Genomic DNA, 18772 nt, shown 5'->3' with positions numbered 1-18772 from the left:
GTGGAGAAGAACCAGACTATCAAAGACATACGATCAGGGGATATCGTCGACGCACTGTTTGTGCTGGAAGACCCCTCCCTCCAGAACGGAAAGAAAGGGAAATACATCACGTGCACCATATCGGATGCAACCGGGTCCCTTGCATGCAAGGTGTGGGGGACGGGAAGCGACGAGCAGATCGTCAGCGTATGCGACGGCCTGATGGCAGGGGAGGTATACCGGTGTTTCGGTACTGCCCAGGTGTTCAGGGGAACGGTGCAGCTCAACATCAATGATGGCGTCGGCTATCTCTGCACCCCTATAGGGGCGGAGGTCCTCCGTCCCGAGGACTATGTCTATTCCCCTGCGGATACCCGAGGGAACAAAAAGGCAATAATGGACTTTGTTAACACGGTTTCCCGGGCTCCCCTCCGCGATTTTATCAGGGCCGCACTCGCCCGTCACCCCGGTTTTTTCGAGGTGCCCGCAGCTCGCTATAAGCACCATGCCTACACAGGGGGCCTTGCGGAACATACTCTTGAAGTGGTGCGAATCGCTACGGCAATGGCAGGCGGGGTGAGGGGCGTGGAGATGGACCGGGATATGGTGATCGCCGGCGCCATCCTGCATGACATCGGGAAGGCGGCCTCATTTGAAAAACGGGGATTTGTCTTCACCTCCCTTCCAGCCTATTCACTCGTGGGTCATACGGCCCTTGGCATCCAGATGATCACCCGCCTGCATGATGAACGGCCCCTCCCTGATGCGGACTATGCACACCTGCTGCATATCCTCCAGTCGCACCATGGAGACCATGGCGAGGTCCGGCCGCATTCCCCGGAGGCATGGGCCGTCCATTTCGGGGACAATGCCAGCGCCACGATTCATGAAACCGGAGAAGACCTCCGGGAGGTTTCCTCAGGTGAAGTGGTGAAGGGACGTCGGCTGGGAGGTCCGGTATACCGGTTTGAACGGCCGGATGGTCCGGCTGAACAACCGGAAAAAGAATATCAGGAAAGGCTCTTTTAATTTTTTTTTAAAAAAAGTGGGTGCACGGCCCGAAGGGGACGATTCAGAGGTTGGTTCTCCTGACCCGCACGGATGCTGCGTGGGCGCTGAGCCCTTCTTCCGTTGCAAGGCGTTCCACGATGTCGCCGATGGCCTCCAGTCCACGGGGTTCGAGGATCTGGATGGTGGAGGTCTTGGAAAAGTGGTCCACCGTCAGGCCGGAATACATTCGGGCATAGCCTGCGGTCGGGAGGACGTGGTTGGTGCCGGAGGCGTAATCCCCGCAGGCGACGGGGGTGTACGGTCCGGCAAAGATGGAGCCTGCATGGCGCACCTTCTGCAGGACCGGCAGGGTATCTGTGACCTGGATGGAAAGGTGTTCCGGGGCGATGGTATTGGAATGGACGATTGCCTCGTCGATATCTGCAGCGAGGACGAACCCTGAGTTGCCAAGAGCGCTTCGAATGATCTCCTGGCGGGGAAGTTGCTCCATCTGACGGACAATCTCTCTCCCCGTCGCTTCGGCAATGGCAGGGTCGGTGGTGATGAGGACACACCCTGCATGGGGGTCGTGTTCTGCCTGCGCAAGGATGTCTGCTGCGATGTAGGCGGGGTTTGCCGAGGAGTCGGCGATGATGCCGATCTCCGACGGCCCCGCAGGAAAGTCGATCTCTGCGTATTCGCGCAGCATCATCTTTGCCGCGGTGACGTAGATGTTGCCGGGGCCTGCGATCTTCTGGACCTGCCGTATGCTCTCCGTGCCCAGTGCGAGGGCGGCGATAGCCTGTGCCCCGCCGACCCGGTAGATCTCCCTGACCCCGGCGATGTCGAGAGCAAGGAGGGTGAGGGGGTGGACCGGCGGCGGGGTACAACAGCAGATCTCCGGCACTCCCGCCACCCGTGCGGGTACCGCCGCCATGAGGGCCGTCGAGGGGTATGAGGCCCGTCCGCCCGGCACATAGATGCCAACCCGGTCGAGAGGGGTTGCCTTCATGCCGAGGGTGATGCCCGGTTCGATCTCCCTGAGACGCAGGTCATCGCGTTTCTGGAGTTCATGGAACTGGGTGATGCGGGCCTCTGCCTCGATGAGGCATTCGGTAAGCGACGGGTCCGTAGTATCGTAAGCCGCCTCGATTTCCTCCTCACTGACCCGGAAGTCCTCGATGTCGATGCCGTCGAATTTCTTTGTATATTCCCTGAGTGCTTCGTCGCCGCGGGTGCGTATGTTCTCGATGATCTCGCTGACAGGTCCCCTGACCTGTTCGATATCGCCGCGCCGGCCGGCGACCCAGGTCTCCACGTCCAGAGGTTTCCACATATGCACAAGCGTGTGCTATGTGGAGGTATGATGCTTTCGTCCCGGGGAAAAGTGCGTGATATCATGGAAGACGAGGGAAACCGGGCAGTATCTGACGGGTGTAAATAATATATATTATACCTGGTTAACTGCCTCCGAATAAAAAAGACATAAATGTGTCTGCGTTTTAATTACCCATATGAGTCAAAAGATTTCATTGGTTCTTGTTGGTGCCGTTCTTTTGGCAGCCGTCTTCCTGTGCGGCTGTACCTCAACGGACAGCGGGGCAACACCCACTGCCGAAACCACACCGACAGCGGCACCTGCCGAAACAACTGCAGCACCTGCGGAACAGGTGCAGGTGAAGGTCTTCCATGCCGGAAGCCTGACCAGCCCGTTCGAACAGATGGAACAGGCATTCGAATCGAAGTATCCTGAAGCTGACGTCCTGCTCTATGCGGGTGGCAGTACCAAGATTGTCAAGGATATTACCGAACTCGACAAGGATGCCGACGTCCTTGCCTCGGCAGACTACTCACTCATTCCCTGTCTCATGGTCCCGGACGATGCCGACTGGTATGCCACCTTTGCGAACAACGCAATGGTCCTCTGCTACACGGATGACAGCCTGTATGCCGATGAAGTAAGTGCGGACAACTGGTATGAGATTCTCCAGAAGGATGATGTCAAGTGGGCCTTCTCAGACCCCAACCTCGACCCGTGCGGCTACCGCACGCCGATGGTGATCCAGCTTGCGGAGTTCTACTACAACGATGATACCATCTTCGACAACACCGTCGGTGCCAATAGTGCCATTACCGCGAGCGAGGCTGACGGCGTCTGGACCATCGACGCAACCGATCCCCAGCCGGACGGAACCCTTCAGATCCGCCCGAAGTCCGTTGAACTCGTCCAGATGCTCGAGTCCGGCGGCCTTGACTATGCATGGGAGTACCGCAGTGTCGCCGTGCAGAACGACCTGAAGTTCATCGAACTGCCGGTAGAAATCGACCTGTCGTCTGCTCAGCAGGCAGATACCTATGCCCAGGTGCAGATCGAATGCACCAGCGGAGTCAATGTGGGCAAGCCCATCGTCTATGGCGCAACCGTGCCCCTGAACGCTGAGAATCCTGATTACGGAGAAAAGTTCATCGAGATGCTTATTACCGAAACCGGCAATGACATTATGGCATCCCAGGGACAGCCGCCGATCATCCCCGCAGGTGGATATGGTGACGTTCCCGAGGGTCTTCTCCCGTATGTGGAACTTCTCTAATCTTATTTTTAAACGGTGCAGATGATGAAGGGAGATCAGTCGTGGTGGCCGTCATTCCGTTCATCACATCGCCTGCCCGATGCATGCCTGATCTCCTTCGCCCTGACCGGTTCGCTGATCGTCGTCATCACACTGCTGGCTATTCTCTCCCTTGCCGTCCCTGAATTCGGTGACATTTCGCATCTTCTGCAGGTCGCGGCCCAGGAACGGGTGGTGGATTCGATTCTCCTGACCATGGGGGCCGGCCTCAATGCGGTCCTCATCCTGCTCGTCTTCGGCATCCCCCTCGCCTACATCCTCGCACGGATGAATTTCCGCGGCAAGGGGATCGTGGAGAGTCTTGTGGATCTCCCGCTGATGCTCCCGCACACGATCGCAGGTATCATGGTCTACCTCCTCTTCATGGAGCGGGGGATTATTGGTGCACCCCTTGCTTCTGCAGGGATATTTTTTGAGGACGCCTATCCGGGCATTGTCGTTGCGATGGTCTTTGTCTCATCGCCATATCTGATCAACAGCGTTCGTGAGGGCTTTGAGAATGTGCCGCTCCATATCGAAAATGTAGCGCGTACGCTTGGCGCAAGCCGTTTTCAGGCGTTTGCCAGGGTTGTACTGCCGCTATCGGTTCGGCATATCTATTCGGGTGCCATTCTGGCATGGGGGCGTGCCATCGGCGAGTTTGCGGCGATCATCATGATTGCATATTATCCGATGGTGATCTCGACGGTGATCTACTATACCTTCACTACCCACGGCATCAAGGAGTCGCGGAGCGTCGCATTCGTGTTTCTCATCGTCTGTCTTGCGGTCTTTGCCGTGCTCAGGTTCCTGACGCGGTTCATGGGGAAATACGATGATAGAATTTGATGGTGTGTCACTCAAGCTGGGCGAATTCTCCCTGCAGGATGTCTCTCTGCATATCCACAGAGGCGAATATTTCTTCATCATCGGTCCGTCGGGAGCGGGTAAGACCGTTCTTCTGGAGGCGATTGCGGGACTGCACAAACCCGATGATGGGCGGATTCTTCTTCGGCACAATGATGTCAGAAACACTCCTCCCGAGGAGCGAAGGATCTCGCTGATGTACCAGGACTATTCCCTCTTCCCTCACATGACGGTGGAGGAGAATATTTCATTCGGCCTGAAGATGCAGCAGGTGCCCCCGGAAAAGTCGAAGGAACGCGTCTGTGAGATTATGGAACGGTTCGGCATCACCGCCCTTGCCCATCGCCTCCCCCGGACAATGAGCGGGGGCGAGCAGCAGCGGGTGGCGCTTGCCAGGGCGCTTGTGGTGGAACCGGATGTCCTCCTCCTCGATGAGCCTCTCGCAGCGCTGGACCCCCTCACCCGTGACTTCTTCATTATCGAACTCGCCCGCATCCGTGAGGAGTATGGCCTTACCGTCGTGCATGTAAGCCATTCGAGGGAAGAGGCCCTCCGTCTCGCAACGCGGGTCGCGGTCATCATCGACGGGCACCTGGTAGCCGAAGGGACAAGGGAGGAGATCTTCTCCGCCCCTCCCATACGTGAGGTCGCCAGGTTTGTCGGAATGGAGAATATCTTCGACGGCTCGGTGGAGAGCGTCGCAGAAGGGTACGTGACAATACGAAGCGGAGAATGTCTCCTGCGGGCTCCGGATCGTGGATTTCATGAGGGTGATGCGGTGGCCGCATGCATCCGGGCCCATGAGGTGCGCATCTCACCTGTTCCTCCCCCCGGTCGGGAAGAGAATATCATCAGCGGGAGGATCATCTCCATGCTCTCCGACGGTGCAATGGTGCGAATGACGCTTGAAACCCCATTTTTCCCTGTCATTGCCGATGTTCACCGGAGCAAGGTGATCCGGCACGACCTGAAGGAAGGAATGCAGATTTCCCTGTGGTGCCCGGCGGATGCGGTGGTGGCGGCGCCCCTTCTGAATGCAGACGGAAGTCAATCCTGACGCAGGATCAGGACTTCCCGATTTTTTTTATTTTGCGGTATCTTCGGTCGTTCGTTTCGTGTGCCATTGCAGAATATATGCGAGAATGAGACCGACGACGAATGCGACTGCCATACCTGCGAAAAACGCCAGAATGACCATGATGCCCGAGACCAGCCAGGACTCGGTCTTCAGGCTGTGGCGGCCGAGTTCGATTGCCACAAAGACGAGCAGTGCTCCGAATATCCCCGTGGGGAAGAGGGCAAGCATATCCGAGGACGCAAAGAGCAGGGCGAGGGCGAAGAGGAGAACCCCTGCATACACGTTTGCACCTCCCGTACGGGCGCCGAACCGATACTGGGCGGCAAGTCCTCCTGCTCCGTGGCACATCGGCATGCCGCCGAACGGTACTGAGACGAGGTTCATCAGGCCGATGGTCACTGACAACTTGTCCGGTTCAACATCCCGCTTATACAGGTCCATCGTCAGAAGGGAAGTGGCAAGGATGGCATTCGTGATAGTGAGGGGGATCTGGGGGAGAACCAGATCCCAGGTGACCGATGGATACAGGGAGAGCGGCGGGAGGGAGAATACGGGAAGGGCCGGGGCAGCAAATTCCGGTATCCCCGAGAGATATATGCCGCCCGCAAATCCGAGGGCGATGACGAGGAGTGCCGAGATATCGGGGATACGGGTCTTTCGCGCGAGCAGGAAGAATCCGATGATAATCGCCACGGCAAGAACAAAGGGGAGGATATCATCCGTGCCGTACCCCACTGCCGTTCGGAGGAGAATGAGTGCCAGTCCCCCCTGGACGCCGCGAATCACGCTTTGCGGGATGTACCTCCGCAGCCAGCCCATCCCCTTCAGGAGACCCGCCGCGAGGAAGAATATGCCGATGATGAGCCCGGATGCCGCCACCTCGGCGGAGGTGAGGGACCCTGCAATCACAATCGCCCCGATGGCCTTCATCGGTTCAATCGGAATGGGAAGACGATAGTAGAATCCGGCGATGATGAACCAGAGCCCGAAGAAGAAAAGCATTGTACTGAGATTGAGATCGGTCACCAGTGCGACACCGAGGACGATCGGAAAGATGGTGCCGAAATCCCCCACTGATCCTGCAAGTTCCCCGAAATCGAACCGGAGGGGTGGTGCTTCAGTGTCGTGCTGCATTTCTTTCTCCGCTGGATGGCAGGATTATCCTCCATCCGTGTATCAGGTCCGGATTATGGTTTTGTGCGGTTGGATGGCGATCGTTCGTTTATGTCACGCCTATGGGCGCTGTTCATACGTTCCCCGAACAGGCTGCAACCCGGCTACAGAGTGCATCAAAGGTTTCGTTGCCGAGGAGCTCCTCAGCGGAGGCCTTCAGTCCTTCGTCGAGCATCGAAAAGAACAATGATGTACCTGCCGTGGTCGTCGAGATGCCCACCCGTTCCTCACGCCGGATCAGGTGTTCATCCTCCATCGTGGAAAAATACGGAAGGACATAGTAATGGGGAACATTGAGATATTGTGCGAGGCGGCGGGTGGTAGGGAACTTTATCCTGATCTCACCATCTCCGAATTCGACGGAAAGCCTCCGGTCCTCCTGGATGAGGATCGTTGCTGCCGCGTACAAAATGCGGGGGACATCAAGAGTCGCCATTGGATGATATTACGTGGGAGTATAAAACCATAAAATAGAGGGGTTGATGTTAGGGATAAATGATTTACTTCATCTTCCCTTTTTCTTCTTCGGACATCGGTTCGAGCCAGACGATCTCGCCGCCGGTGTCCTTGGCAATCTGCTCAAGTTCGATCTTGCGGAAGTGAACCGCTTCCACCTTGAACTTGTCGTCCTTGTCCCCAGTCACCGCAACAACCCTGTACTTGGGCTGTTTGACACCCTCGCCGACTTTTTGTCGTGCACGTGCATAAATTTTCATCGCATTCACCTCTTTGCTGCCGTTTTGGCAATGAACCCACATGGCACTGTGTAGATTTATAGGTTTCCCGTCACTGGATGGGACAAAGATGCCGACAAAAAGTACCTGATTTGGCTCAAAACCCGGATATTTGCCCGTCTGAACGGTCCATCATCTTCTGTGACGGGTGACCTTCTGAGTGCCGTGGGTTTGGCATGGGGTAATCAGTTGATATAACAACTGGTTAGGCCACTAATTATATCTTTTTTGATATAACCTTTTAGGTAGTGATACGATGACGAAACGATGGGAGCTTGCCAACAGATTTCAGGGGGAGACCCTTGTCAGGAAATCTTTGAAGTATGGTTCGGAATATGAGATCCAGGTGAAGATTGCTCCTGATCTTAATGTAGTGAAGATCGGCGGGCATGGCACCATCGACTTCGGTTCAGAGGTGGTCCTGCCGCTTCTTGAGGAGGTGGCGGAGCTTGCGAAGACCCATCAGATACTCGTAGTTGTCGGGGGCGGTGTCAGGGTCAGGCATGTGATGGACGTCGGCGTAGACCTTGGGATGCCGACGGGCATTTTGGCCGATCTCTCGGCAGAAATATCCAAGCAGAATTCCATCATGGTTGCAACCCTTCTCTCAGAATATGGGGGAGTGCGCATCGAGGCGGATGATCTGATGAATATCCCGATGCTCATAAAGATGGGAATGATCCCGGTGATGGCGGGCACGCCGCCCTACGGGTTGTATGAAGAACCCTCCAAAGGCAGCATGATCCCTCAGCACCGCACCGATACCGGGGCGTATCTTGCTGCCGAGGTTTTAGGCGCAAGGAGCTGTATCATGGTCAAAAATGTCGACGGTCTTTATACGGAAAACCCATTCATCAACCCGGATGCGAATCTGATAACGGATATCACTGCAACCGAACTCCTTGATCTGAATATGGATGACATGGTCCTCGAACGCAAGGTGGTGGAACTCCTCCCCCACTCGAAAAGTCTCCAAAAGATCAACATCATCAACGGGCATGTCCCCGGCACCCTCACAAAGGCGCTTGCCGGCGAAAGGGTGGGGACCGTTATCCGGGCGAAGTAGCCGGTTCGCAACCGCCGGAATGGTGACCTGATGGCAGACGGCAGTGAGATGAAAACCACCGCCATGGAATAAATCAACCCCGAAGGACGACCGGATGGGGACATATAATACCGTCCGGGCGACAACATACTGACCAATGAAGATCACGGTCCTCGCGAGCGGAAGCAAGGGGAACTGTATCTGCGTCGAGGGGGGGTCCGGCACCATCCTCGTCGATGCCGGCATCTCCAACCGGGAGATCCGGCGCCGCATGGCGGAGGCCGGTGCCGATGCAGGGGATGTGGAAGGCCTCTTTCTGACGCATGAACATTCGGATCATATCCGCGGGGCGGATGTATTCTGCCGGGGAAGCGGCGTGCCCGTCTACGGGACGGAGGGGACGCTCGGGGGTCTCGGGGGGACTTTGAAAAAACCCGGTGCATTGTCGATGCATGCCGTCCTCCCGGGTGCGGAGGTGGCGTGCGGAGACTTCTTCGTGACCGCATTTCGCACATCCCATGATGCGGCAGAACCCTCGGGCTTTTGCATCCGTGAAGGTGATGTGACCGTGGGAGTCTGCACTGATACCGGCATGGTCACCTCCGGCATGCTCTCGTATCTGAAGCGGTGCGATGCGGTGATCCTCGAGAGCAATCACTGCCCGTTAATGCTTGCAGAAGGCCGGTATCCCGCATTTCTGAAACGGAGAATTGCCGATAGGGAGCGGGGTCATCTCTCCAACCCCGCTGCTGCGGCGGTGCTGCGGGAACTCTGTGACGGCCTTAGCCATGTGGTGCTTGCCCACCTGAGCGAGGAGAACAATACCCCGGAAAAGGCCCTTGCCACGGCTCATGAAGGTGTGGGCCTCTATGCCGGGAACCTGGACGTCGGAGTGGCCCGGCAGCATACGATCTCCGATTCGTTCGAGGTATAAGAGCATGGATTTTTCAGAATTTGCCACAATATGCAACCGCCTGGAAGATGTCCCCGGGCGTATTGATATGACTGCTATCGTCAGGGAGGCCCTCGAGGCAGCGGATGAACACGATCTTTCCGTCCTGATTCGTTTCCTGATGGGGCGCATCTTTCCCGACTGGAGCCAGGAGAAGATCGGCATCGGACCGAACCATGTCTATGATGCGGTCGGCTATGTGACGGGAAAGGACCGTGCCGCGGTTATCAGGGAGGTAAACAAAGGGGGCGATCCCGGCCGGGCGGTGGAGCACCTTCTCGCACGAAAGGAGCAGACGTCGTTTTTTACGACCCCGCTCACCCTTGGAGAGGTATATCAGGATTTCACTACGCTGGCCCGCATCGAGGGATCGCGTTCGCAGAAGGAGAAACTGAGGGTGGTGCGGCGCCTTTTTGCCAATGCAACGCCACTTGAGGGGCGTTACCTGGCCCGCCTGATGCTCGGGGAACTCCGCATCGGTATCGGCGAAGGCACGATGAGGGACGCAGTGGCCGCCGCCTTTGGCGTTTCATCGGAACGGGTCGAGCACGCCTACCAGGCAGCAAATGATCTCGGGGAAGTGGGGGTCCTTGCCCGGCAGGGAGACGAGGCCCTTGCGGAGGTCCGGGTCGAGCTCTTCCGGCCGGTGAAGATGATGCTTGCCAAACAGGGGACAATCGCCGCCATGCTGGAGGAGACGGATTACCTTGCCGCGGAATACAAATACGACGGGACGCGGTTCCAGTTCCATAAGAAGGGCGGGGAATGCAGGATGTATTCCCGCAAACTCGAGGAGGTGACGGGTGCGATACCGGATGTGGTTGAAATGCTTTCCGCGGCGACTCCTCACGACCTGATTCTCGATGGCGAGGTCATCGCCGTGAAGGACGGGCGGCCGTTGCCGTTCCAGTATGTCCTGCGCCGCTTCCGGAGAAAACATGACGTTGCTTCGCATATCGAGGAGATCTCTCTCGTACCGAACGTCTTTGACCTGATATGGATCGACGGGGAGACCCTGATTGGTCTCCCGTTCGGGGAGCGGAGAAAACGTCTGGAAGAGGCGGTGAGCGATTTCGTCGCCCCTCAGCTTGTCAGTGGGGACGAAGCGGAGATCGAGGCATTTTATCGTGGGGCACTCGACGAAGGGCATGAGGGGATCATGATCAAGGTGCCCACGTCGGAGTATACTCCGGGTGTCCGTGGAAAAGACTGGATAAAGATCAAACCCGCCGTCGATACCATCGATCTTGCGGTCATTGGCGCGGAGTGGGGTGAAGGGCGGCGGGCCAGACTCTTCGGCTCCTTCCTCCTTGCCTGCAACCATGAGGGTACACTGATCCCCGTCTCAAAGGTCGCAACGGGCTTTTCCGATGAAATGCTGGCCGAGGTCTATGAACTTCTGAAGGACAAGGTCGTGTCATCGGAAGGAAAGACCGTCTATTTTGAACCGGAACTGGTCTTTGAAGTGGGGTATGCTGAGATACAGAAAAGCCCGAATTATGAGGGGGGATTTGCGCTTCGATTCCCCCGGTTTATCAGGATGCGGGATGACAAAGGGGTCGACGAGGTGGAATCCCTCGCCCTGATACAGGAACGGTTTACCCGGCAGTCGTCTATGTGATGGTGGCAATGACCCGGTAATCCTGCCGGTCCTTATCCCCGTCCACATACGGGTAATAGTCATCGTTGGTGCCTTTGAGTTTCCCGAAATTAACGTCTCCCTGAAAATCCGTATATTTGACCATGACAAGGACACCTCCGGTGGTCTCGAGATTGACCTTCCCGTCCACCAGCGGTTCGCCCGTCTCCCAGGACAGCACCCGATAGCTGAGATTCGAATATGGCTGCTTTATCGCTGTCTTCTCATCGATGTCCCCGGTCTCCTGAATATGGTAGTCCTTGGTTCGCAGATCCTTAACCTCCGGGGTGTCCTTGATCATGAAGATGGTATAGATGCCCGCGAGATAGAGAATGAGCCCGACTGCAGCAGTGGCGATGATACCGAAGACGATGTTTGGGAAGTAATACTGGAAGTTGAGGACGACTTCATCAAATGCCGCGGTGTCTGAAAACGGCTCAATGAGAACAATACCTGCGATGAAGAGCAGGAGCGTCCCGGTCAGGAGATACATGACTGCAAGAATGCCGAAGATCGGCCGGACGGTGGGATTCATCTTTGTCCTGACCGCATGGCGGGAGCCTATCATATAAAGAACCGCAATGAATATTGCGAAGAGAACGAGACCGGCAACCGCGATTGTCAGGTACTGGTTCTGACTCAGGGTACTGTAGACGTGGGACGAATCCAGTGCCTGAACTCCCGGGATCATCGCAATGAAGAGCAGTGCACTCAGGAATGCTGGGTGATTCCGTTTCATATCAATTAAGATGTTATATCGGTGGGATATATATATGCCCTTCATTTGTTGAAGTCAAAGAGGGTTCTTTGGGACTCGATTTCGCGCATGAGGGTTGAATATCCTTCCCATTTTGTTGATCCAAGGCATGCCGATGCCGCGGCGGCCGCCTCGCGGAGGGACGGACAGACGAGGGGGTCCGACTGCATCGAGAGGCGTGCCGCCTCGCGAATGACCCACGTGCCGAGGGGGGCCCAGTATGCGGAGGAGACGTTCCTGATGACAATGGCCCGGGCTGTTCTGCCAATCCCGTCAAGATAATCGAGGACAGCGAGCCTGGCGGAATAATATGCACCGGCAATGGGGGAATACCCCTGTTTCTTTCGCCGTTCTCCGTCCACGACGATTGTGTCGCCATCACTTCCCCAGAGGCTCCCTTCTCCCCATATCTCGATCATTTCATAATTCCAGGCGCCGGGGGCAAGAATGCAGACGATCTGATTGCCGTAGATGGTCCCGGAAAAGACACGGTACTCTTCGAGAGGAGGGTTTTTGCCCGTCGTCTGCTTCAGTCCGTTGCCCAGCATGTCGTCCACCGCAGTGATGCCCCATCTCGTCGGAACTGCCTTTCGGCGGACGCCGAGGAGACCGGAAGTGAGAAGCTGCGTGATATGGTAGACATCGACTCCCTCGGCATAGAGAGTGCGCACGGCATCGGTTGCCTTCAGGTCAGTGTCGGCGACCGCCCGTTCGACCGGTCGCGGTGTCCGGGCATTTTCCAGGACATCCATCCGCGTCATCTCGCCATGGAGGCCGACCGGTGTCAGTGTCCCGTCAAAGGTCAGGTTGAATGACACCGGCCGGGTGAAGGCCACCTCCACATCAAGGGGTGTTGCCGAAAGGGCGATCTCCTGCACCCTGTCGAGGTGTCTCCCCGTCTCCCCCGCACCACGAATGGTCCGGGCCCGGATGCCCACGATGTCATCAATCGAATACCCCTCACGGACCCATAACGGCGGGGCATCCGGGTCATCGACGAGGAGAGGGCCCGCCTGCATGCGCGGGTACCCCCTGGTGCCGACGAAGACCGAGGGCGATGCCCCCATGTATGAATCCGACTGCCTTACCCGGACGGATTCGTAGAATCGGGAGGTGATTGGGCAGCGGGGAAGTCCGCACATGCCGCGTCCCTTGCATTCGGGGCAGAGTCGTTTCATGCGCACCTGAGATCGCGGACCACCCGGACCTGTCCTTCAAACCGGTCGATGACGTCCTGCACCCATTCATCCCATATGTGATGCCCATCCGGGATGCCCGCGGCAATCTCCCTGCCGAGGTCATCATCCCGCCCGGAGATGACATGGACGACCACCGACCCGGTGCAGTAGGACGGGCTGATGATTCCGTCGGCGTCCCCGTCCGTCACGCCGAAGACGGGTATGCCGCGGTGGGCGCAGATGTGTCCGCAGACTGCGGTCGTATCATCGCCGATGGCGAGAACGCCGCAGGTCTCCTCACCGATATGCTCATAGAGATCGCATCCCGCATGGTCGATGACGGTGATTATCCCGCGGTTACTGCAGCGACCCGTTGCCACAGGCCCGGCGTTACGGACTCCTCCTGATTTGCACCATGCCGCTGCAAGGTCGGGAAGGCCCTGACGCATCAGTTTCTCCACCCCGTGGGGCTTGAGGGTGATGCCGTCGATGGCAATGATCTCACCTGCCCTGACACCAATCACCGCGGAGGGTGCGGTCGCCGTCCCTATGATGATCCCGTTGACAAAGACCGGTTCGCCGGGGATGCATCCCCGGATGGTCCGGGTGGGGCCGGCAGCGTCAGGGGGGGAGGATGAAGCGGCCTCCGCCCCATATTCCATGCGTGCTGCGAGTTCGCCTGCATAGGTCCGATCGGCCCCGTCCCATGCAATTACCGTGCCGTCGGTGCCTTCCACCTGGATGAGTCCCCTCCCTGTGCGTCCGGCAACGATACTTCCGAATACCCGGGCTGATTCGGAGGATTTCGCGTGGTTGAGGAGGTACGGGCGCTCTGTGTTTGGAAGATGGCGAAGGACCAGGGACGGTGGAACGGTGATGAATTCACAGGGGATGCCGGATTCCTCGGCGGCGGTTCGCCCCATGATGCCGGAGACGATGATTCGTGACGGATGCAGACGCTCCACTGCCCTTGCGACGTCGCCGCTGTCGAAGGCCTCCGGTCCGTGGATGACCATCGTGCCGTTCATGATCTCTGCGGTATCCATATCCTGTCAGGTCACCGGTTGTTTCCCGAGGTCTGCACGGGAAGATAGGGGATGAGGGATGCCGCCAGTTTTGCAATGTCCATCGACTGGAGGACGATTGTTCCTGGTCCGGTGAGGGTGGTCAAAAAGAGCCCCTCCCCTCCGAAGAGGACGGTCTTTACCCCCCCGGCAAATTCGATGGAGTAGTCGACGGAGGCGTCGAAGCCTACGACGAGACCGGTCTCGACCCGGACCGTTTCGCCCGGTGCAAGGGTCATGGTGATCAGATCGCCGCAGCAGTGGAGAAAGGCGGTGCCCTTCCCGCTATAACGCTGGAGGATGAACCCTTCACCGCCGAAGACGCCCGAACGTAGTTTTTTGGTAAAGGCTATATCGAGGTCGACGCCTTCCTCGGCACAGAGGAAGGCATCCTTTTGCGCAAGGAATTCTCCCTCACCTATCTGTGCGGTGAAGATCTTTCCCGGCACGTTTCCGGCAAATGAGACGAAGCCTTCGTCGCCTTCGGGAGTGAAATCGGTCATGAAGAAACTCTCCCCGGTGACCATGCGCTTGAGGCCCTTGAAGACGCCGCCCTTTGCAGCGGTCGACATGGTCATGTTCCCGCTCATGTTCACCATCGCACCGGCCTCCGCATTGATGTGTTCGCCGGCGGTAAGGGTGCAGGTCACCATCTGGAGATTTTCACCGATGATCGTGTATTCCATTTCGTTTCACCTGTCTGAACTATTGCGCACTTTGTATGAAAAATGAATGGATCAACGCTCCTCCCGGGAGCGCCTCTGCTCTCTCTTTCTTCTCTCTTTAGAGAAGGGTGTACTTTCCGAGACCTGCCGTAATCAGGCCGTCTGCCGTATGCCACCCGGATGCCGGGCCGATGAGGGAGATTCCCAGCCGGTTGGTGAATGAATTGCCGCCTGCGAGAGGATACCGCCATGAATTCTCTCCGGCGGAGGTTGTGACAATCGAGGTGACGGCATCGTCGGGGGCGTCAAATCGTGCGTAGACGGTGGAAGAATATGTAATGCCCATATTGTCCTGTTGTACCGCGGAAGCAGGCGAAATCTGCCAGGGGTCATTGAGGGGGTTCTGTGTGTCGATGAGGGATGATGCCGTAACCGTCGCTGTCAGGTGGTACGGGGCGGCGACGGCCGGAAGGTGATCCGCACGAACCTTCAGAAATGCCGCCCCGCTATCGCCGACCAGGATGACGTCCCATCCCTCCGGGTATAACGCCTCCCCGGATGAGACGATGGCATTGCCCAGCGGTGTATCGCCATTTCTCGACGGCAGGGGCACCATCAATTCGAGCCCGTCGAGGTCATGATCGTTTGTGATCGTCAGATCATAGGTATAGGTGCTTTCGATTACGATGCCCGTCGCCTCAAACCCGGCGGGATAAAACATCCCCGCCACCAGTATGATTGCGCCGATAATACACCCGGTCACCAGGATGATGCCGATAAGTAGCTTCCAGCCATTGTCCATTGTATGCAACTCTCCCGTTTTCCGGCGTTTCGCCGGTGGGGACATTTCTGAAGAAAAATGGTTTCTGCAGGTATTTACAGGATCTCCTCGATGACACGCAGGGTTCCGGTCCTCCCATCCTGGTGCCCGAAGAGGTGGGCCACCCCCGGAGGCCGCAGGGCCGCTGCGGCATCGATGGCCGCTTCCAGGTTATCTTCGGTCGCCGTATCGCCCCTCACAATCACCCCTGCGCCCATATCCTGGATCTTTCGTGCATTGTTCCCCTGTTCCGGATGATGGGGGTCGATAACGACGACTACGGGTTTTCCGAAGAAGAGCGACTCATGCAGGCTGGTCAGACCGCCGTGGAGGATGGCGACCTTCGCCCGTGCAAGGTGGGGGTAGAGGTCGGGGACGAAGCCGTAGGGTGTGAAGTTTTTCGATGCGGGCGGGAGTCCGTCGGCATTGGAGAAGACGCTGAAGGAGAGATCCTCCCGCCGCCGGGCGATGTCTGCGAGCCGGTGATAGAGGGGGACCTTGAACGGTTCGCCCCCGAAGCTCGCAAAGACGGTGTCGCTGCTGACCGGGTAGGCTGCGCGGTCGATGGCGAGCATCGGCCCCACAAACCGCACCTTTCCGTTCATGGTGTCGGGAATGGTCAGGTTGTAGCCGGATATCGTGTCTGGCGGTGCGAAGTCGGGAACCACGATCGCATCGGGGAGGGAGAAGAAGGAACTGACCATTCGTCCGAGTGCCTTCCATGCTGCCGCGCTCTCTCCGGAAAGGGTGCAGAACGTATTCTGGTTTGTGATAAAGACCGTTGGAACCCCCTTCCGGCGGGCGGCAACAACGGCGGCATACATGGTATCGGCAACGACAAGGTCGATATGCTCGGCGTCGATGAGGTCCTGCACCATCCGGTATGATCGGTACATGTTGACCGGTACACCCTTCGAGTCGTTGAGGGTGCCGGTGAGGGTAAAAAATCCGTTATTGCCGGCGAGCGTCACCTCCCGCGGCGTCCGGTGAAGGCGTTGCCATCCCTGCCGCTGAAGAAAACGGAAAGAGGTGTCATATGCGGCAAAATGGCAGGTGAATCCGTGCGCTTCGAGATAGCGTGCCGTATGCAGGCACCGTGATGTATGGCCGAGCCCTTCACCGCAGACAACAAAAAGAACGTTCATCGCTGGTTTCCCCTCGTTCGTATCCAGTGTTGGGTTTTGTCCGTTATGGTGATTTCGGGAGGGAATTACCGGATGGACGACATAAGGTGAATTGAAAATTGCAGCCGGGAGGCTGGAGGAGAAAAGATATGAAAAGTGGGCTCGTTGAGATTCGAACTCAAGACCTCCGCCATGTCAGGGCGACGTCATAACCTGCTAGACCACGAGCCCCAGAAACTGGTGCTCTATAGAATATGTGTTCGGGGTATAAATAGTGTTGGTTTTGCATTTAGCGGTCACTGGAAGAGGCGTTCAAACGGTAGTGATCGCGCGAAAATGGAGCCCTCACGGGAGGTTCATAACGTCAGCCCTGATGCCCGGATAATTGAATTCAGCTGCTGTCGACGGCAGTTAAAAAAAAAGGATGGGGCACCGTTTTAGATGCTCGCGTATTTTGCGGTGAAGACGCCCTCGATGGTGAGGATCTCGTCCATCGCTTCCTGAGGTACCGGGGCGTCCACATTGAGAACCATGATGGCCTGCTGTCCCGGCTGGTTGCGGCCGACCTGCATCCCGGCAATGTTTACGCCGTGTCGGCCGATGATGGTCGCGAACTGGCCGATGACCCCCGGCACATCCTGGTGCCGTGAGATGACGACATCGCCGCCGGGTGTCATATCGGTCATGTACTCGCCGATGGCGACGATGCGCAGTTTGTCGGCGGAGGACACGTTGCCGGAAACGGACTCGGACATGGTGTCCGTCGTGACACGGATGGTCATGATATTCGTGAAACCCTTCGACTCCTCCGTAATGGATTCCGAGACCTTGATGCCGCGGGAGGTTGCCTCAAACTCGGCATTGACGATATTGACGCCGCCCTGCAGGATCTGGTCGAGCAGGCCCTTGAGGGCGACCCTTGTGATGTATTTCGTGCTCTGGCCGAACTCGGCTGCCTTGCCGCCGTATTCTATCTCGATGGTTGAGATCCTGCCTTCGATCAGCTGCATCAGGAGTTTGCCCATCTTCTCTGCAAGTTTCGCATAGGGTTCGATACGCTCCTTCTGGTCGGGGGGGACCATGGGGACATTGACGACGAACTTTGCAGAGCCGCCTTCCAGAACCTCGATGCACTGTTTTGCCACCGAGACCGCCACATTCTGCTGGGCCTCGACCGTGCTTGCCCCGAGATGCGGCGTGGTGATGACCTGCTCGAGAGTGACGATCTTCGCATCTTTGGGAGGTTCCTCCTCGAAGACATCGAGAGCGGCGCCTGCAACCTTGCCGGCCACGATTGCGTCATAGAGTGCATCTTCATCGATGATGCCGCCACGGGCACAGTTGATGATCCGCACGCCGTCCTTCATGGTTGCAAGGGTGTCCTTGTTGATCATGTGGCGTGTCTCCTTGACGAGCGGCGTGTGGACGGTGATGAAATCCGCCTGCGGAAACAGTTCGGCCAGGGTGCAGACCTCTACGCCGAGCTGTTTTGCGCGGTCGGCATTGATATACGGGTCGTAGGCGATGCAGCGCATCCTGAGGGCATTCGCACGCTGGGCGAGTTCCTGCCCGATCCTGCCAAATCCGACGATACCGAGGGTCTTCTCATTGAGTTCGACACCCATGAACTTCGACCGTTTCCATTCCCCCGCCTTGACGGATGCCGTCGCCTGCGGGATGTTGCGGGCAAGGGACATCATCATTGCAAGGGTGTGTTCACATGCTGCGAGGGTGTTTCCCGAGGGGGCGTTTGCAACGATGATGCCGCGCTTCGTTGCCGCCTCGAGGTTGATATTGTCGACCCCTGCACCCGCACGGCCGATGAACTTGAGTCTGTCCGCCGCTTCTATGACCGCAGGCGTCACCTGGGTCCCGCTTCTGACCAAAAGGCCGTCATATTCGCCGATGATGCCGACCAGTTCCTCTTCGGGAAGACCGGTCTTTACATCTACGTCACAGTATTCCCGGAGGATATCTACTCCTTCATCTGCCAGTGCATCACTGACAAGAACTTTGAAAGTCACTATTGTTCCCCATATTTACTTCACGTATCGTCTATTCATGGTTTCCCACGGTGGCCCGGTTGGCAAACCTAATT

General features: G+C 57.3%; 18 protein-coding genes and 1 tRNA gene. 7 read left to right on the top strand and 12 right to left on the bottom strand.

The window, feature by feature from the left end; all coding sequences use genetic code 11:
* On the top strand, positions 1–1008 hold the full coding sequence (locus AZH53_RS07115) for an HD domain-containing protein (protein ID WP_319642819.1): 1008 nt from the start codon (positions 1–3) through the stop codon (positions 1006–1008).
* Between the two features lie 43 nt (positions 1009–1051).
* Here the strand turns inward: AZH53_RS07115 and hisD are convergent, their stop codons facing one another.
* Positions 1052–2305 carry a histidinol dehydrogenase gene (hisD, locus tag AZH53_RS07110; protein ID WP_319642818.1) on the bottom strand — a complete coding sequence of 418 codons (1254 nt, stop codon included), beginning with the start codon at positions 2303–2305 and terminating at the stop codon, positions 1052–1054.
* Positions 2306–2483: 178 nt separating this feature from the next.
* Between hisD and wtpA the strand changes: the two genes are divergently transcribed.
* Genes wtpA through AZH53_RS07095 form a run of 3 tightly spaced genes read left to right on the top strand, consistent with a single transcriptional unit; the run spans position 2484 to position 5502 of the window.
* Entirely contained in the window at positions 2484–3560 is a 1077-nt protein-coding gene (gene wtpA / locus AZH53_RS07105; protein ID WP_319642817.1) for a tungstate ABC transporter substrate-binding protein WtpA, read from the top strand.
* Positions 3561–3581: 21 nt separating this feature from the next.
* Positions 3582–4427, top strand: coding sequence for an ABC transporter permease (locus AZH53_RS07100; RefSeq protein WP_319642816.1), 846 nt, complete (start codon positions 3582–3584; stop codon positions 4425–4427).
* On the top strand, positions 4414–5502 hold the full coding sequence (locus tag AZH53_RS07095) for an ABC transporter ATP-binding protein (protein WP_319642815.1): 1089 nt from the start codon (positions 4414–4416) through the stop codon (positions 5500–5502). The genes AZH53_RS07100 and AZH53_RS07095 overlap by 14 nt, the downstream gene beginning before the upstream one ends.
* A 27-nt stretch (positions 5503–5529) precedes the next feature.
* Here AZH53_RS07095 and AZH53_RS07090 read toward each other — a convergent pair whose 3' ends face one another.
* From AZH53_RS07090 to AZH53_RS07080, 3 genes are all read right to left on the bottom strand, one after another.
* Positions 5530–6657: a putative sulfate/molybdate transporter gene (locus AZH53_RS07090; RefSeq protein WP_319642814.1), complete on the bottom strand. Its 1128-nt coding sequence runs from the start codon at positions 6655–6657 to the stop codon at positions 5530–5532.
* 112 nt (positions 6658–6769) lie between these two features.
* Entirely contained in the window at positions 6770–7132 is a 363-nt protein-coding gene (locus tag AZH53_RS07085; RefSeq protein WP_319642813.1) for a hypothetical protein, read from the bottom strand.
* A gap of 64 nt (positions 7133–7196) precedes the next feature.
* Positions 7197–7412: a hypothetical protein gene (locus AZH53_RS07080; RefSeq protein ID WP_319642812.1), complete on the bottom strand. Its 216-nt coding sequence runs from the start codon at positions 7410–7412 to the stop codon at positions 7197–7199.
* Positions 7413–7686: 274 nt separating this feature from the next.
* On the opposite strand from AZH53_RS07080, the gene AZH53_RS07075 reads away from it, so the two are divergent.
* From AZH53_RS07075 to AZH53_RS07065, 3 genes are all read left to right on the top strand, one after another.
* On the top strand, positions 7687–8496 hold the full coding sequence (locus AZH53_RS07075; protein ID WP_319642811.1) for an amino acid kinase family protein: 810 nt from the start codon (positions 7687–7689) through the stop codon (positions 8494–8496).
* Between the two features lie 136 nt (positions 8497–8632).
* A complete protein-coding gene (locus AZH53_RS07070; RefSeq protein WP_319642810.1) occupies positions 8633–9409 on the top strand; it encodes an MBL fold metallo-hydrolase in 777 nt (258 codons plus the stop codon).
* A gap of 4 nt (positions 9410–9413) precedes the next feature.
* A complete protein-coding gene (locus AZH53_RS07065; protein ID WP_319642809.1) occupies positions 9414–11048 on the top strand; it encodes an ATP-dependent DNA ligase in 1635 nt (544 codons plus the stop codon).
* Here AZH53_RS07065 and AZH53_RS07060 read toward each other — a convergent pair.
* The 8 genes from AZH53_RS07060 to serA all read right to left on the bottom strand — a co-directional run bounded on the left by AZH53_RS07060 (position 11041) and on the right by serA (position 18698).
* Positions 11041–11805, bottom strand: a complete 765-nt coding sequence (locus tag AZH53_RS07060) for a hypothetical protein (protein ID WP_319642808.1) — start codon at positions 11803–11805, stop codon at positions 11041–11043. The two genes, AZH53_RS07065 and AZH53_RS07060, sit on opposite strands and share 8 nt — an antisense overlap.
* Before the next feature lie 41 nt (positions 11806–11846).
* Complete coding sequence (locus AZH53_RS07055) at positions 11847–13001, bottom strand: hypothetical protein (RefSeq protein WP_319642807.1); 1155 nt, start codon at positions 12999–13001, stop codon at positions 11847–11849.
* Positions 12998–14047, bottom strand: coding sequence for a DUF2117 domain-containing protein (locus AZH53_RS07050; protein ID WP_319642806.1), 1050 nt, complete (start codon positions 14045–14047; stop codon positions 12998–13000). The genes AZH53_RS07055 and AZH53_RS07050 overlap by 4 nt, the downstream gene beginning before the upstream one ends.
* 11 nt (positions 14048–14058) lie before the next feature.
* Positions 14059–14751 (bottom strand): TIGR00266 family protein, encoded by a 693-nt coding sequence (locus AZH53_RS07045; RefSeq protein ID WP_319642805.1) that lies wholly within the window; start codon positions 14749–14751, stop codon positions 14059–14061.
* 97 nt (positions 14752–14848) lie between these two features.
* Positions 14849–15532 carry a hypothetical protein gene (locus AZH53_RS07040; RefSeq protein WP_319642804.1) on the bottom strand — a complete coding sequence of 228 codons (684 nt, stop codon included), beginning with the start codon at positions 15530–15532 and terminating at the stop codon, positions 14849–14851.
* 74 nt (positions 15533–15606) lie between these two features.
* Positions 15607–16695, bottom strand: a complete 1089-nt coding sequence (locus AZH53_RS07035; RefSeq protein WP_319642803.1) for a glycosyltransferase family protein — start codon at positions 16693–16695, stop codon at positions 15607–15609.
* 136 nt (positions 16696–16831) lie between these two features.
* Positions 16832–16905 (bottom strand) — tRNA-Val (locus AZH53_RS07030).
* Between the two features lie 206 nt (positions 16906–17111).
* Complete coding sequence (gene serA, locus AZH53_RS07025) at positions 17112–18698, bottom strand: phosphoglycerate dehydrogenase (RefSeq protein ID WP_319642802.1); 1587 nt, start codon at positions 18696–18698, stop codon at positions 17112–17114.
* Between the last annotated feature and the right edge of the window lie 74 nt (positions 18699–18772).

The organism is Methanovulcanius yangii, assembly GCF_018687785.1.
In the GTDB taxonomy this organism is placed as follows: Archaea; Halobacteriota; Methanomicrobia; order Methanomicrobiales; family Methanomicrobiaceae; genus Methanovulcanius; species Methanovulcanius yangii.
Note: the sequence above shows the minus strand (reverse complement) of the source record. Positions and strands in the feature narration are given on the sequence as shown.

Coding starts and splice junctions, on each gene's coding strand:
- AZH53_RS07035 (WP_319642803.1), bottom strand. CDS start 16,695: ATGAACGTTCTTTTTGTTGTCTGCGGTGAAGGGCTCGGCCATACATCA.
- AZH53_RS07045 (WP_319642805.1), bottom strand. CDS start 14,751: ATGGAATACACGATCATCGGTGAAAATCTCCAGATGGTGACCTGCACC.
- AZH53_RS07085 (WP_319642813.1), bottom strand. CDS start 7,132: ATGGCGACTCTTGATGTCCCCCGCATTTTGTACGCGGCAGCAACGATC.
- hisD (WP_319642818.1), bottom strand. CDS start 2,305: ATGTGGAAACCTCTGGACGTGGAGACCTGGGTCGCCGGCCGGCGCGGC.
- AZH53_RS07060 (WP_319642808.1), bottom strand. CDS start 11,805: ATGAAACGGAATCACCCAGCATTCCTGAGTGCACTGCTCTTCATTGCG.
- AZH53_RS07040 (WP_319642804.1), bottom strand. CDS start 15,532: ATGGACAATGGCTGGAAGCTACTTATCGGCATCATCCTGGTGACCGGG.
- AZH53_RS07080 (WP_319642812.1), bottom strand. CDS start 7,412: ATGAAAATTTATGCACGTGCACGACAAAAAGTCGGCGAGGGTGTCAAA.
- AZH53_RS07065 (WP_319642809.1), top strand. CDS start 9,414: ATGGATTTTTCAGAATTTGCCACAATATGCAACCGCCTGGAAGATGTC.
- AZH53_RS07070 (WP_319642810.1), top strand. CDS start 8,633: ATGAAGATCACGGTCCTCGCGAGCGGAAGCAAGGGGAACTGTATCTGC.
- wtpA (WP_319642817.1), top strand. CDS start 2,484: ATGAGTCAAAAGATTTCATTGGTTCTTGTTGGTGCCGTTCTTTTGGCA.
- AZH53_RS07090 (WP_319642814.1), bottom strand. CDS start 6,657: ATGCAGCACGACACTGAAGCACCACCCCTCCGGTTCGATTTCGGGGAA.
- AZH53_RS07050 (WP_319642806.1), bottom strand. CDS start 14,047: ATGGATACCGCAGAGATCATGAACGGCACGATGGTCATCCACGGACCG.
- AZH53_RS07095 (WP_319642815.1), top strand. CDS start 4,414: ATGATAGAATTTGATGGTGTGTCACTCAAGCTGGGCGAATTCTCCCTG.
- AZH53_RS07100 (WP_319642816.1), top strand. CDS start 3,582: ATGATGAAGGGAGATCAGTCGTGGTGGCCGTCATTCCGTTCATCACAT.
- AZH53_RS07075 (WP_319642811.1), top strand. CDS start 7,687: ATGACGAAACGATGGGAGCTTGCCAACAGATTTCAGGGGGAGACCCTT.
- AZH53_RS07055 (WP_319642807.1), bottom strand. CDS start 13,001: ATGAAACGACTCTGCCCCGAATGCAAGGGACGCGGCATGTGCGGACTT.